The organism is Streptacidiphilus jiangxiensis, assembly GCF_900109465.1.
Lineage (GTDB): Bacteria > Actinomycetota > Actinomycetes > Streptomycetales > Streptomycetaceae > Streptacidiphilus > Streptacidiphilus jiangxiensis.
Map to the genome: position 1 here is coordinate 75,971 of NZ_FOAZ01000016.1, position 13,715 is coordinate 89,685.

The following is a 13,715-nucleotide window of genomic DNA, read 5'->3' on the forward strand; positions in this document are numbered from 1 at the left end:
CCACGTGTCCGGATTGTGGCTCTTTTAATCAGGTATCCGTAGCTTGACCGACCCGTATTGTGCGCGCGGGGCTCCGCGCCGACTGTGGGGACAGAGGCCGTATTCCCCAGCATTCCCCAGCTCAGGAGCCCCTGCATGGACCCCACGCTCGCTCCCGGCCCGCGCCGCGCCGCACCCGGCGGCGCCTGCCGGCTCGCGTCCACCCACGTCCTGCCGGCCACGGCCGCGTCCGTGCCCGTGCTGCGGCGCCTCGCCCAGCGCACGGCCCGGCGCTGGCAGCTCCCGGACGACACGTGCGAGGCGCTCGCCCTCATCGTCACCGAGCTCGCCACCAACGCGGTGCGCCACAGCGGCAGCCCCGACGTGAGGCTGCTGCTGTGTCTCGCCGAGGGCGGGCTGACGGTGCAGGTCCGGGACTCCGGTGTCTGGCGCGCGCGGGCGGTGGCGTCGGACGCCGCGCGGCGCGGCGAGGACCTGGCCTGTGGCGGTCGCGGCCTGGTGCTGGTCGAGGCCTGTGCGGTCAACTGCGACGTGCGCACGACGGCCGAGGGCACCACGGTGACGGCCGAGCTGATCGTCGCCCTCCCGGGCCAGGCCGTCCACGCCGCACGGGCCGAGTCGGCCTGCGCGGTGGCCGGGCCGGCCGAGCTGACCGCGCCGACCGGGCTGACCGAACCGGCCGGGCTGGCCGAGCTGACCAGGCTGACGGAGCTGACCAGGCCGACCGAGCTGAGCGGGCCGACCGGGCTGACCAGGCCGACCGAGCTGACCGGGCCGACCAGGCTTGCCGAGCTGACCGGGCCGGCTGGGCCCGTCGGGGCGTGGTCGCCATCTCCGTGCCTGCCGTCGCTGCCGCCCCTGCTGTCCCTGCCCTCCCGTCCCGCAAGGCCCGGCCTCTCCTCCCCGCGGCACCGCACCGCGTGCACGTCCCCGGCCTTGGGGCCTGTCTGACGCTCCTTGCCCGCACCGACCTGGAGGACCCCGGCAACGCCCGAGCGCGGCGGCCGTTTGCAGCCGCCCGTGGGCGGATCTAGCGTGGTCAGCCAGGGAAGGTGATCGCGTGGCACGTGTGCTCGACCAGGGCGCCGCGGCCGGGGGCGGTGGCTTCGCGTTCGTCGGGCGGGAGCGGGAGCTGGGCCTGCTGCTCGCCGCGGTCCGCACCCCGCCCGCAGTCGTGCTGGTCGAGGGCGAGGCCGGGATCGGCAAGTCCCGCCTGGTCCACGAGGCCGTCACCCGGCTCACCGCGGAGGGCCGACCGGTCCTGACCGGCTTCTGCCACCCGTTGCGGGAGCCCTTCCCGTACGGGCCGGTCGTGGACGCGCTGCGCCGGGCCGGACCGTGGCTCCCCGCCGACGGTGTCGCGCCGACCGCCGGCGCCCTGGCGCCGCTCCTGCCCGACCTGGCCGACCGGCTGCCGCCGCCCCCGCCGCGCCCGGAGGGCGCCCAGACCCGCAGGCACCAGCTGGTTCAGGCCGTGCACTCGTTCCTGGCCGCCCTGGGGCCCTCCGTCCTGCTCGTCGAGGACCTGCACTGGGCCGACGAGGCCACCCGCGAACTGCTGCTCCTGCTCGCGCGTGACCTGCCCGACCAGCTCGCCGTCGTGCTGACCTACCGGGCCGAGGACCTCGCCCCCGACACCCCCGTCCTCGGCGCGGCCTATCGGTGGCCGCCCGGCACCAACGGCACCGTGATCCGGCTCCGGCCGCTGTCCCGGCACGACGTCGGGGAGCTCGCGTCGGCCGCCCTCGGCTCGTTCGCCAGTACCGAGCTCGGTGCGGTCCTGTACGAGCGCAGCCAGGGTCTGCCGCTGGTGGCCGAGGAGGATCTGCTCACCCTGCGCGAACACGGCCCGCAGCTCGCCCTCGGCGACGCGCGGGCCGAGCTGGAACGGGCGGGCGTGCCCCGCGGGCTGCGCGAGGCCGTGACCGAGCGACTGGCCGCGCTCTCCGCGTCGGGGGCCGCCGTCGTCGACGCGGCCGCCGTGCTGGCCGTTCCGGCGCCGGAGCCGCTGCTGACCCGGCTCGCGGGCCTGGACCCCGACGAGGGCGCCGACGGGCTGGTCGAGGCCCTGCAAGTAGCCGTGCTCGGGGAGACCCCGGGCGGCTGCTACGTCTTCCGCCACACCCTGGCCCAGCAGGTCGCCTACTGGCACGTCCCGGGCCCGCACCGCGCGCGGCTGCACCTGCGGGCCGTCGAGGAACTGGAGCGGGAGATTCCCGTGCCGCTGGTGCAGATCGCCCACCACACCTTGGCCTCAGGCGATCGCGCGGGGTGGTTCCGGCGCGCCGAGCAGGCCGTGGACCAGGCCATCGCCCTGGGCGACACGGGCACGGCGGCCGGACTGCTGCATCAAATCCTTGAGCAGCTCAGCCTCGAGCAGCTCAGCGTGGACCAGCTCGGCCCGGCACACGACAGCACGGAGCCGATCGGCACGGAGCGGATCGGCACGGAGCGGATCGGCACGGAGCCGATCGGGACCAGTACCCCGGGCGCCGCACACCCGCCCCCCGACGGCGACCTGCGGTCGCGTGCCGCGCTCGCGCTGGCCCGGATCGCCGTCAACGGAGCCGACCACACCCGCAACGCCGCCGTCCTGCGCCGCATCCTCGCCGACCCGCAGCTCGCGACCGCCACCCGTGGTGAGATCCGGCTTGCCCTGGGCCTGCTGATGGTCAACCACGCCGGAGACCGTGGCGGCTACCACGAGCTCGAACACTGCGTCGACGAGCTGATCGAGGAGCGCCCCGAGCGCGCCGCCCGGGCGATGGTCGCGCTGGCCATGGACGAGCGCAACGGCGCCGCGTCGCACGGCCCCGCCTGGCTGCAGCGGGCCGAACAGACCGTGGCACGCGCGGGGGACCGGGCCACAGGGGCGGCGGTACGCGCGACCAGGCTCACCCTGCTGGCCCGCGACGGCAGCACGGACGTCTGGGGGCAACTGGACGCCCTTCCCCGCGAGTCGCCGGACCTCGAGGTGCTGCGGCAGACCACCCGCGCGCTGTACAACGTCGGCGAACTCGCCGTCGATCTCGGCCACGACCAGCGCGGTGCCGATCTGCTGCACGAGAGCAGGGAGCTGGCCCACCGCGCCTCGATCCCGCACCTGGAGTGCTACAGCAGGATCGCGCTGCTGCGGCTGGAAGCCCTGGCGGGACACTGGGACGGGCTGGAGGAACGCTTCGCGGCCCTCGGGGCGGAGTTCCCGGAGATCGCGATGTTCGGCGAGGAACAGGCCCTCGTCTTCGGCCTGTTGGCGACCGCCCGCGGTCGGCGCGCGCACGCGCTGGAGCAGTTCACCGCCGCCGCGACCTCCGGGGCGCGCGGCTCACAGGTGACGGTGGAACTGCGGGCCCTGGCGGGGCAGGCCGAACTGCGGCTGCTCCAGCGGGCCCCGCGCGATGCCTGGGCACTGGCGGCTCCGGCGGTGGACCTGCTGCGCGAGTCCGCCGCGTGGGCGAGGGCGACCGGGCTCGTCCCCGTCGCCGTCGAGGCGGCGCTCGGGTGCGGCGAGGACCAGGCTGCTGCGCGGCTCGTCGCCGACGTCGAGCGAGAGCTCGCCCACCGCGACGCTCCGGGAGCGCGCGCCGAACTGGCGTGCGCCCGCGGGCTGCTGGCGCTGGCCGGAGAGCGGGGCCGGCCGGGCCGGGCCGCGGAGGAGTTCGAGCGGGGACGGCACGCCTGGCAGGCCGTGGGCCGTCCCTACGACGCCGCCCGCGCGGCCGAACGCTGCGCGGGCGCGCTCGGGGCCGACCGCCCGGAGGACGCGACCGCGCAGGTCGCCGCCGCCCTGGACACCTACGACGCCCTCGGTGCCACCGCCGACGCGGCCCGTTGCCGACAGACACTGCGCGACCTGGGCGTCCAGCGCCCCGCCGGGCGCGGCCGTCGCGGTTACGGCGGCGCGCTCTCGCCGCGCGAGCGGCAGGTCGCCGAGCTGCTGGCCACCGGCGCCACGAACCAGGACATCGCCGAAGCCCTGTTCCTGTCGCCGCGCACGGTGGAGCAGCATGTCGCCAGCGTCCTGAAGAAGCTCGGCACCACGCGCAAGGCCGTCGGCGACGTCCTCACCGCCACGGACGGCTGACAGCGGACGGCTGACCGGCCGGCCCGAAAGCGGGCCCGGGCGACCTCAGGTGGCGGAGCCGGCCGCGGCCCCGGTGGCCAGGTCGGCACCCCAGCGGGCGAGGTCCGCCTCCAGGTCCAGGGCCCGCATCTTCGCCGACTCGTCATCGGTCGACCAGTCCTCGCGCGGCACGCGCCACATCACCTCGAACTCGTTGCCGTCCGGGTCCTTGGCGTAGAAGGACTTGGAGACGTGGTGGTCGGTGGCGCCGACCAACGCGCCGCGCCGGCTGAGCTCCCGGCCGATCTCGGCGAGCTCGCCCAGCGTGCCGACCTCCCAGGCCAGGTGGTACAGGCCGACCCGGCCCTGCTGCGGGCCCGGCGCGCCGGCGCCGATCGCGAACAGGCCGAGGTCGTGGTCGTTGAGCGACTCCTGGGAGCTGAGGAAGGCGGCCCGCCCGGGGATCTCGACGTCGACCTTGAAGCCCAGCACCTCGGTGTAGAACGCGACCGAGGTCGCGACGTCGCGGATGTACAGAACCGCGTGGTTGAGGCGGCGTACCGGCATGGGGCTCTCCTAGCGAGCTCGAACCCGAACAGAACTGCTTCGACGATAGCCAATGATTCGAATTTGAACAAATGCGCTCGGGGCCGCCGAACGGGCGCAAAGACCCCGGTGCCCGGCCCTGTCTGCGCCGCCGGTCGACGGCGCGGTCGTATCTTCACCGCCTGAGGGCGGTTCGGCCGGGGGAGCGCGACGCTCGCACGCCGGCGAGGCAGCGTGAGCAGGAGGCGGAGCGGCGGCATGGACTGGCTACGGACCCACCTGTTCCAGCCCTACCCGGAGCTGCTGGTCTTCCTCACCGTCGCACTCGGCTTCCTCCTGGGCCGCATCCGGATCCGCGGCTTCGCGGTCGGCGCGGTGACCGGGTGCCTGGTCGCCGGACTCGTGATCGGCTCGCAGGCGAAGGTCGAGATCACCGGCCCGGTCCGCTCCGTCTTCTTCCTGATGTTCCTGTTCGCACTCGGCTACGACGTGGGCCCCCGGTTCTTCCGCTCCCTGCGCAAGGACGCCTTCCCCCAGGTGCTGCTCACCCTGGTCGTGTGCGTCTCGGGACTCGTGGTGTGCTGGGCCTTCGCCTCCCTGCTGGGGTACGGGCCGGGCCTCTCGGCGGGCATGCTCGGCGGCGCGCTGACACAGTCCGCCGTGATCGGCGTCGCCGCGGGCGCCATCGCGCACCTGCCGCACCTGACCACGGCCGCCGCCCAGGAGCAGTCCCATCTCGTCGCCGTCGCGTACGCCGTCACCTACCCCCTGGGCACCGTCCTGCCCGCGCTGCTCCTGGCCGGCGCCCTGCCCCGGCTGCTCCGCCGCGACCTGGCAGCCGACAGCGCCGTCCTCGCCGCCGATCTCGACGAGGCCGCCGACACCACCGACCCCGATGCGGGCTCCGGCTACTACCAACACGTCCTGCGCGCCTACGACATCGACGTCGAGGCCTTCGCCGGCCAGACGATCGGGGACTTCGAACAGGCTCAGCGCGCCCTGGACCGGCGCATCTACATCACCAAGGTCCGCCGCGACGGGAGCGTCCTCGACCACCACCGCACCACCGTGCTGCGACTCGGCGACACCGTCGCGGTCAGCGCGGTCCGCTCCGACCTCGTCGCCTTCGACGCCCGCACCCACATCGGCATGGAGTCCGACGACGTCGAACTGCTCGGCTACCGCACCGAGACCCTGCACGTGGTCGTCACCGGACACCATGCCGACGGCGCCACCATCGACAGCCTGCGCCACGAGGACTACATGAGCGCGGTGTTCATCGACTCCCACCACCGCGCCGGGGTCGAACTGCGGATGACCCGCGACAACCACGTCGAACGCGGCGACACCCTGGTCCTGACGGGCCGCCAGGACCTCGTCGAGAAGGCCGCCGCCCACCTGGGCAAGCCCGTGCCCACCAGCTTCGCGACCGACGTGGCGTGGATGGCCGCCGGTCTCTTCCTCGGCGGCCTGATCGGCATCCCGGCCCTGACCGAGGGCGGCGCGCCGCTGTCGCTGTCCACGTCCACCGGAGTGCTGGTCGCGGGACTGGTCTTCGGCTACGTGCGAAGCAAGCGCCCCACCTACGGCAACCTGCCCTCCGCCGCGCAGTGGCTGCTCGGCACGCTGGGGCTGTGCATGTTCATCACCATCGTGGGACTGAACGCGGGCCCCAGCTTCGTCGGCGGGCTGCAGCAGGCCGGCTGGCAGCTGCTCGTGTTCGGGGCCCTCGCGACCGTGCTACCCCTGGTCATCGGCTTCGGCTTCGGCCACTTCGTGCAGCGTCTCCCGCTTCCCCTGCTCCTCGGCGCCCTCGCGGGCGCCCAGACCACGACCGCCGCCATCGGCGCACTCAACGAGCGCGCCCGCAGCCAACTGCCGTCCCTCGGCTGCACCGTCCCCTACGCCCTCGGCAACGTCCTGCTCACCGTGTGGGGATCGGTCATCGTCCTGCTGAGCCACTGACGCACAGGTCGCACGGGGGTCACTGCGACAGGGCGGGCATGGCGTCGTCGCCCACGGCGTGCGCCGTGTGCAGCACCGTCTCCAGGCCTGCCGCGTCGTCCGGGTGGCAGAGGTCGTCGGTCAGCAGGAGCAGGAGCCCGTTGCGCTGTTGCACCAGGGCGCATCCGGTGCCGTCCCCGGCCGAGGACCACAGGCCGTTGCCCTGGTCGCCGCACTGGGAGTACGTGAGTTCCTGATCGTCGGCGCGGGCCTGGAGCAGGAAGGCGCAAGGACTCAGTGCCCCGGCCGCCCGGACCTCCAGCGCGTCGAAGTCGGTACCGACCGGGGAGCCGTCGTCGTACGCCACGCTCAGCGTGCCGGCGCGGTAGCGGGCCTCGTCCGGTTGCAGCCCCGGCCAGTCCACGAGGATCATCAGCCGCCGCGGAGGTTCTGCGAACGAGCGCGGCGCTGTTGCGTCCGTAACCTGCAGTCCCAGCCGGTTCAGCGGCACCCACGCTGCGGCCAGGGCCAGTACCAGCACGGTGGCCGCCGTGCGCGTCCTGCGCCCGGGCAGCGCCAGCGCGCTGACGGCACCCAGGGTGAGTCCGGTGCTCAGCCACGACAGGCAGAGGACTGCGAAGCTGCCCGCCGTCACGGGTGTCACCAGCCAGAGCAGGCAGCCGAAACCCGTCAGCGCGGCAGCCAGCAGTTGCAGCGTGCGTCCACCCAGGCCGGTGGCCTGCTGCGCCTGCCGGGCCGCGATCCCGTCGCGGAACCACAGCCAGGCGACGCCCACGGCCGGTCCGAGCACCACTGCGGTCGCGCCGGCACGGCCCAGCAGGTGGCCGAGTACCGCCACCGCCACGACGAACAGCGGGCCGGTGGACAGTTCGACTGCCACCCACCGGGCCACCCAGGCTGCCCGCGGCCGAGCGAGGAACCAGTCGACCAGCCCCCGCCCCCACACGCGCTCCGGCTTGTCCGACGCCACCCGCCGTCGCATGACCACCCCCGTGCCCACTGTCCCCGTCGGTACCGGCAGGATCGTACGGCTGGGACAGCCTCTCGACGCAACGGCACTGGTGCCGGGGTCTAATGGTGGTCAATCAGGACCGACAGCACCAACTGACCGGCTGCCGTCCGCGGAGCCCGGAAGAAGACGGCCGGACGCCCTGGTTGTTCGCGGCCAGTGCGCTGGCCAGCCCGCCCGGGGCGTGCCCGATCCACTGTCAGACCTGTTGGGGCGACGGTGAAGCCGCCGTCACCAGGACGGCGAGCAGGGTGGCGCCCCGCAGGCCGTCGTTGATGAGGTTCAGGCCTTCCCCCGACGGCAGCGTCGTGATGCTTCCGGGGGTGACGGTCCGCATCCCGTACGGGTGCGACGCCTCGACCGTGCCGCTGACCCCGACGAGGAGCAGCTCCGCGTCCGTGGGAACGGGATCCCGGACGGTGGAGCGTGCCGGTACGTGGAGGCGGACGGCGGCGAGCCGGGGGAACGGGCCGGCTTCCGGGGCGAGGCGTGGAACCGTCGTGGTTCCGTGGGAGGGGTGGGTGGTGGCGATGGCAGGGGCGAGCATGTCTGTCCTTGTCCGAGGGGGTGGGTCAGTGGTGCAGGGCGCTCCTGGCCTGCCACTGGTCCCAGGTGAGGTTCCACTCGGCGTACCCCTTGCCGGGTCCGCCGTAGGGGGTGGTCGCGTCCTTGCCCTGGACGGTGAAGAGGTCACCGAGCCGGGCATGGTCGAACAGCCAGGCGGCGTCGGAGTCGTTCATTCCGACGCAGCCGCCGCCGGAGTTGCGCACGCCTGTCGGCGGCGGCCCAGGGCGCGGCGTGCAGGTAGCCGCCGGAGTCGGTGAACCGCATGCCCGAGTGGACGGTCTCATCCCACTCGCCTGCTTTCCCTCAGGTTCGGCCGCCGTGGCCACGCTGGTCCGGTCCCAGAGCCCAGAGTAGGAAGATCCGGGAAGACCTCGGGTGTGCGTCGCGCACATCCCGGCTCCACACCATGTGCAAGGCGCACAGCCCCAGGCGGACGTAGGCTCGTGTCATGGCGCCCACGCTGCGGGAACTGCTCGACCACCCCCGGCTCGGCCTCACGCTGCTCGTCGCCGGGGAAGGACTGGACCGGACGGTTCGCTGGGTCCACGCCAGCGACCTCGCCGACCCGACCCCGTTCCTGGAACCCGGTCTGGTCCTGCTCACGACGTGGCTGCTGCCGCGCGACGAGGCGGCCACCGACGCCTACGTCGCCGCCCTGCGCGCGGCCGGCCTGGTCGGGCTCGGCTTCGGCTACGACGCTACCCCGCGCCAGCCGGGCTGCCCGCCCGCCCTGGTTGCGGCGGCCCGCCGCCACGGCATGCCGCTGTTCGAGGTGCCGGTGGCGACGCCGTTCATCGCGGTGATGCGCGCCGTCGCCGACGCGGTCGCCGCCCAGGAGCACGCCCGCGCGCGGGAGCTGCAGCGCGCGGCGCAGGAACTGACCCGGGCCGCCGCCGCGGACGACGGAGCACGCCGCGTCGTCATGCGCCTGGCCCGCGCGGTCGACGGCTGGGCCGTCCTGGTCAGCCCCGCCGGCCGCGCCGTGCACGCCTCCCCGCATCAGGCCGTGCGGCGCCTGCCCGCCCTGGCCGACGACATCGCCCGGCTCGTGCGAGGCGGCCCGCACTCCTCGGCCTCGCTCGGCGTCGACGGCTCCCCGGTCCTGCTCCAGACGCTCGGCATCGACCGCGTCCGGGGCCTGCTTGCCGTCGGACGCGGCACGGCGTCGCTTCCGGGCGCCGAGACGTTCGACCCGCAGGCACGCGCGATCGTCGACACGGCCGCTTCCTTGCTGACGATCCGGCTGGAACGCTCCCGAGCCCAGTACGCCGCCGAGCGCGCGGTCCACGACGCGGTCCTCGCCCTCGCGCTGGCCGGCCGCGTGACCGAGGCCGCCACCGTGTTCGAGCGCCTCGGTGAGCAACTGCCCGCCGGGCCCCTCCGCCTGCACCTGGTGGCGGGGCCGCCGGAGGGCCACGACGCCCTCATCCGCGCCGTCGCGGCCGCCGCCGCCCAGAGCCGCGAGGTCCAGCTCTCGGCCGGGACGGCGGACGGGCACCTGGCCGTGATCGCCCCGGCTGAAGGCGCCCTGGAAGCGGCGCTGCCCGCACTCGCCGCCCAGGCCGACGCCGCCGTGGGCAGCTCGGCGGCGCATGACGACGACGGCCTGCAACCGGCCATCGAGGAGGCGCGGCAGGCACTCGACGCCGCCCACGGCAGCACGCCCGGACCGCCCCGGCGCCACGTCCGCTTCGACGACCTCACGCGCGGCCGCCTGCTGGGCCTGCTCGGCCAGGATCGCCTGCGCACTTGGGCCGACCACGTCCTTGCCCCGCTCGGCGACGCCGACCGGGAGACCCTGCGCGCCTGGCTGGCGCACTCGACCTCCGTGCAGGAGACGGCCACCACCCTGGGCGTCCACCGCAACACCGTGCGCCAGCGACTTGAGCGCATTCGGGAGCTGCTCGACGGAGACCTCGACGACCCCGTCCAGCGTGCCGAACTCCTCCTGGCCCTGCACACGCCTCCGGCCTCCTCCGGCTGAAACCCCGACCCGCGGGGGCAGGGGCGGGACCGGCCGGCCGTCAGGCGGGCGCGGCCGCCCAGCGGGTGAGCGTCCCGGTCGTCCCGGCGTAGGTCAGCCACGTGCCGTCGCCCAGCGGCCGCACGCAGCCGTCGACCGCGGCTCCGGGATAGGTGATCTCCCCGCGTATCTCCAAGGTCCTGGCGTCGAGCAGCCAGTGCCGGGGCTGCCTGCGACCGCGATCGGTCGAGGCGGCGATGACCGTCGCGGCGTCGACGAAGCCGCAGACCCAGGACCACTGGACGCGCTCCGCGTCCTCGTCGGCCGGCGCCTCACGCCTCGCCAGCACGCTCCCGTCGAGGGCGTGCAGCCGGACGTCCCAGCCGTCGTGGTGGACCGTGAGGAAGCCGGGGTGGGCCGGGTGGACGTCCATCAGGATGCGGTCCATCCCCTCGTTCAGATCCCAACCGGTCAGCTGCTCGCCGTCCCAACGAGCCCAGTGCAGCAGGATCCCGTCCTGACCCATGCCGATCTCCAGGCCCATGTGGACACCGTCGGGGTGCGACATCTGATGCGATCCGGCGGCCGCGCTCTCCAGCGGCAGCCGGGCCAACTCCCGGCCGTCGCGCGCGTCCAGCACGACCCAGACCTCCTGCCACTCTCCGGGCTCCGGTTCCACCACCACGTGGGCCCAGACCAGGCTGCCGTCGTCCGAGACCCGGCAGGACCCGTGCTCGGAACCCCGGCAGACCTGCTGCTCCTCGCCCGTGTGCGGATGGCCGAGCTCCGGCCCCCAACAGGCGTGCCGGTACTCCCACAGAGCCTGACCGTCCAGGCCGACCGCCCGCACCGCGCGCTGGCCGGAGAACACCGCGACATCCCCTGCGGGACTCACCGAGTGGACCCCGTGGCACCAGCCCGGCCAGGGCAGCGGGAACGTCGCGATCGGCGCGCGCTCACCCGCGAGCAGCTCGTCGAGGTCGTAGACCTCCAGTTCGTGCCCGTGCTCCAGCAGGGCGCGGCGCACGCCACGGGCCCCGGCCCGGCTCTCGTACCCGGACCCGTTGACGAGCGCGGCGCCGCCCGGGAGGTGCAGCGAGGCGCGGAGCTGTGCGGTCAGCGACATGGCCAGAACCTAGCGGACCGCACTGACAACGCGTGGGCGCGGTTCGCGGCCCGTGGGCCGTGGGCCTCACTGCGCGGTCGGACGGGAGGGCCGGTTCCCCGTTCACGCCCCGCCGGTGTAGCCCTCCTGACGGGGTGCCGGAAGACGTCGCCGCCCGCGCTTGCGCACGGGGTGGCGGCCCACCAGTCGCTCCCACTCCGGATCCGGGATGCCGGGCACGGTGCGGCCGAGCGAAGCCCAGGTCGCGGCCACCGCGTTGAACAACGGTGTGTCGCCGGGCCGCCCACCACTGCGTGCAGGCGGCGGAATCGGTTCCGCAGGAGTCACGCCCATTCCAACGAGGTACGGGCCCGGGCGGCACCGCCGCTCACCCGGTCGGGCGAGCGGAGGGGGACGGATGCGCGCCGGGCGCCCGTCGCCCCTCCGGCCGGTGGTCTCAGCAGCCCTGGGTGTTGATCTGCGCGTTGTAGGCGTCGAGGTCCCAGGGGTAGCCCTTGGCGTTCGGCCCGTCGGAGGACGGGTCGCCGGCGTCGTCGACGACGACGCCGCTCTGACTGGCGGCGTAGCTGACGTAGCCGTGGTGCAGCTTGTAGATCAGATCCTCCGTGCCGACCTGGTACTGGCCCGCCGCCGTCGCGCCGGAGCAGGCGAAGTCGCCCAGCGCGGTCATGGCCAGGCGGGTTCCGGTGACGTTCATCCAGCCCTCGAAGACGTAGAGGGCGGAGCTGCGCAGGCCGCCGGAGTCGGTCGAGTCGAACTCGTGGCCCATTCCGAGGCGCCCCTGCTCGGGGCTGGTGCTGTTGTCGGCGATGTGGGCGGTGACGGCCGCGCCGTTGGAGGTGCCGGTGACGGTGCTGGTGGCGGTCTGGTCGAAGGTGTCGGCGGCCTCCTGGTTCCAGATGCCCATCAGGTCCGTGGCCGGGTGGCCCTTCCACACGAAGGGGCGCTGGACGGCGGCGTCGGCGGCGGCGCCGACGGCCGCGTAGCAGGTGCCCGCGTTGGTGAGGCCTGCGGCGTCGAGTTGGCTGGTCTCGGTGGTGTCGGCGAAGGCGGCGAGCATCCGGGTCCAGGTGTCCGCGCCGAAGTACTGGACGGCGGCGACCTCCACGGAGACGTAGCCGTCCTCGTAGTTGGGGTTGTTGGTCTTGGCGAAGTTGCCGTAGCCGCAGATGCCGGAGGAGAAGTTGCTCGCGTCGTTGTAGGCGTAGTTGCCCGCGTAGCCCATGGCCGCCTCCAGGAGGGTGACCTTGTCCTGCTCGGCGGCGGTGAGCTCGGTCCAGGCCGGCCCGTTCTTCACCAGCAGCAGCGCCTGGGCGACCAGGGCGTGCGACCAGCCCTCCAGGCCGCCGTCGGCGTCGGGTTCCTTGCCGCCGGAGACGAGGTTGCGCACCTGCGCGAGCAGCGCGCTGTCGACGGTGGTGCCGTTGGTGGCCTTCGTGCCGGGTGCCTGCTTGTCGACCAGGGCCAGGTACTGCAGTGCGGCGGCTTCGCCGATGACGGTGGGGTTGGTTCCCGGGCGCGGCACCGAGGAGCTCGGTGCGGCGAACGCGATGAGCGGCTCGGCGACGGCCGCGTCGATCCGGGGCTGCTGGAACGCGCCGGAGCCGCCCGTCGCGGTGGTGGTCGGCGTGGGGGAGGGCGACGCACTGCTCGAGGGCGAGGCCGAGGGCGAGGCCGAAGGGCTCGCGGACGTTGTCGGCGTGGGCGAGGGGGAGGGGGAGACCGTGACGCTGGAGGAGGGGCTCGGGCCGCTGGTGGCGGTCAGTGACAGGTCGTCCGCATGGTAACTGCCCTGTGCGTACCAGCCGTGCACCCAGACCTGCACGCTGGTGGTGGCGGGGCCGGTGGTGAACGTGGTGGACAGCGGTGACCAGCTGGACGCGGCGGGAGTCCAGGTGCTGGTGTCCTTGGTACCGGATCCGGTGACCCCGAGGTAGACGTAGGAGCCTTCGACGAAGCCGGTGAGGCTGTATCCGGTGTTCGGCGTCACCGTCACGGTCTGCGTGCACTGGGCGGTGCTGCTCGCGGAGGCGGCTCCGGTGAGCGCGTAGGTGCCGGAGTGGACCGGCGCGGTGACCACGCTGCCGAGTCCGGAGTCGCAGCTCCAGCCGGTCAGGTCGCCGGTCTCGAAGCCGGGGTTGGTCAACAGGTCGACGCTCGCGGCCGACGCGGGCAGGCCGCTCAGGGCGGCGGCGAGGAGGGCGCAGGTCGCGCCTGCCGCGGCGACGAGTGCGGCGGCGCGGCGTGGAGCGGAGGTGGCTGGGGGCAAGACGATCTCCTCGTGCGTGGGGACACAGGGATGCCGTGGGACGGACCGCCGCGCGCGGACGCGCACGGCGGTACCGCGATTGGCCTAGACCACACATCCTGTCGGTGGCACCGCCGTCATCGCAATGCCCAGGGCCCAGTCACGTGTCGTGCGCACCACGGCACTTGGGAGTCACCCGCAAGCTCCGCAGGACGCCGTCCCGATGAT

General features: G+C 74.0%; 11 protein-coding genes. 4 read left to right on the forward strand and 7 right to left on the reverse strand.

Annotation, left to right across the window (positions count from 1 at the left end; all coding sequences use genetic code 11):
* Positions 1-135 precede the first annotated feature (135 nt).
* Positions 136-951 carry an ATP-binding protein gene (locus tag BMY61_RS27420; RefSeq protein ID WP_052438534.1) on the forward strand — a complete coding sequence of 272 codons (816 nt, stop codon included), beginning with the start codon at positions 136-138 and terminating at the stop codon, positions 949-951.
* 109 nt (positions 952-1,060) lie between these two features.
* The gene (locus BMY61_RS27425; protein ID WP_236655939.1) at positions 1,061-4,084 is read left to right on the forward strand and encodes an ATP-binding protein; all 3,024 of its coding nucleotides are present in this window, start codon (positions 1,061-1,063) and stop codon (positions 4,082-4,084) included.
* A gap of 45 nt (positions 4,085-4,129) precedes the next feature.
* On the opposite strand, the gene BMY61_RS27430 is transcribed toward BMY61_RS27425, so the two are convergent.
* A complete protein-coding gene (locus BMY61_RS27430; protein WP_042445013.1) occupies positions 4,130-4,630 on the reverse strand; it encodes a VOC family protein in 501 nt (166 codons plus the stop codon).
* A gap of 237 nt (positions 4,631-4,867) precedes the next feature.
* On the opposite strand from BMY61_RS27430, the gene BMY61_RS27435 reads away from it, so the two are divergent.
* Entirely contained in the window at positions 4,868-6,574 is a 1,707-nt protein-coding gene (locus BMY61_RS27435) for an aspartate:alanine exchanger family transporter (RefSeq protein WP_042445011.1), read from the forward strand.
* A gap of 19 nt (positions 6,575-6,593) precedes the next feature.
* Here BMY61_RS27435 and BMY61_RS27440 read toward each other — a convergent pair whose 3' ends face one another.
* The 3 genes from BMY61_RS27440 to BMY61_RS46495 all read right to left on the reverse strand — a co-directional run bounded on the left by BMY61_RS27440 (position 6,594) and on the right by BMY61_RS46495 (position 8,323).
* Positions 6,594-7,454, reverse strand: a complete 861-nt coding sequence (locus BMY61_RS27440; RefSeq protein ID WP_143094540.1) for a hypothetical protein — start codon at positions 7,452-7,454, stop codon at positions 6,594-6,596.
* Between the two features lie 328 nt (positions 7,455-7,782).
* Complete coding sequence (locus BMY61_RS27445; RefSeq protein WP_042445005.1) at positions 7,783-8,130, reverse strand: hypothetical protein; 348 nt, start codon at positions 8,128-8,130, stop codon at positions 7,783-7,785.
* A gap of 25 nt (positions 8,131-8,155) precedes the next feature.
* Complete coding sequence (locus BMY61_RS46495) at positions 8,156-8,323, reverse strand: hypothetical protein (RefSeq protein ID WP_161791223.1); 168 nt, start codon at positions 8,321-8,323, stop codon at positions 8,156-8,158.
* Positions 8,324-8,598: 275 nt separating this feature from the next.
* Between BMY61_RS46495 and BMY61_RS27455 the strand changes: the two genes are divergently transcribed.
* Complete coding sequence (locus tag BMY61_RS27455) at positions 8,599-10,134, forward strand: PucR family transcriptional regulator (protein WP_042445001.1); 1,536 nt, start codon at positions 8,599-8,601, stop codon at positions 10,132-10,134.
* Positions 10,135-10,174: 40 nt separating this feature from the next.
* On the opposite strand, the gene BMY61_RS27460 is transcribed toward BMY61_RS27455, so the two are convergent.
* The 3 genes from BMY61_RS27460 to BMY61_RS47930 all read right to left on the reverse strand — a co-directional run bounded on the left by BMY61_RS27460 (position 10,175) and on the right by BMY61_RS47930 (position 13,508).
* Positions 10,175-11,239, reverse strand: a complete 1,065-nt coding sequence (locus tag BMY61_RS27460; protein WP_042445000.1) for a hypothetical protein — start codon at positions 11,237-11,239, stop codon at positions 10,175-10,177.
* Positions 11,240-11,341: 102 nt separating this feature from the next.
* Positions 11,342-11,491, reverse strand: a complete 150-nt coding sequence (locus tag BMY61_RS45285) for a hypothetical protein (RefSeq protein WP_177240392.1) — start codon at positions 11,489-11,491, stop codon at positions 11,342-11,344.
* Between the two features lie 184 nt (positions 11,492-11,675).
* On the reverse strand, positions 11,676-13,508 hold the full coding sequence (locus BMY61_RS47930; RefSeq protein WP_052438533.1) for a carbohydrate binding domain-containing protein: 1,833 nt from the start codon (positions 13,506-13,508) through the stop codon (positions 11,676-11,678).
* Between the last annotated feature and the right edge of the window lie 207 nt (positions 13,509-13,715).

What these genes read in the sequence shown, in the direction of transcription:
- BMY61_RS27420 (WP_052438534.1), top strand. Translation starts at nt 136, where the DNA reads ATGGACCCCACGCTCGCTCCCGGCCCGCGCCGCGCCGCACCCGGCGGC.
- BMY61_RS27430 (WP_042445013.1), bottom strand. Translation starts at nt 4,630, where the DNA reads ATGCCGGTACGCCGCCTCAACCACGCGGTTCTGTACATCCGCGACGTC.
- BMY61_RS27435 (WP_042445011.1), top strand. Translation starts at nt 4,868, where the DNA reads ATGGACTGGCTACGGACCCACCTGTTCCAGCCCTACCCGGAGCTGCTG.
- BMY61_RS27445 (WP_042445005.1), bottom strand. Translation starts at nt 8,130, where the DNA reads ATGCTCGCCCCTGCCATCGCCACCACCCACCCCTCCCACGGAACCACG.
- BMY61_RS46495 (WP_161791223.1), bottom strand. Translation starts at nt 8,323, where the DNA reads ATGAACGACTCCGACGCCGCCTGGCTGTTCGACCATGCCCGGCTCGGT.
- BMY61_RS27455 (WP_042445001.1), top strand. Translation starts at nt 8,599, where the DNA reads ATGGCGCCCACGCTGCGGGAACTGCTCGACCACCCCCGGCTCGGCCTC.
- BMY61_RS27460 (WP_042445000.1), bottom strand. Translation starts at nt 11,239, where the DNA reads ATGTCGCTGACCGCACAGCTCCGCGCCTCGCTGCACCTCCCGGGCGGC.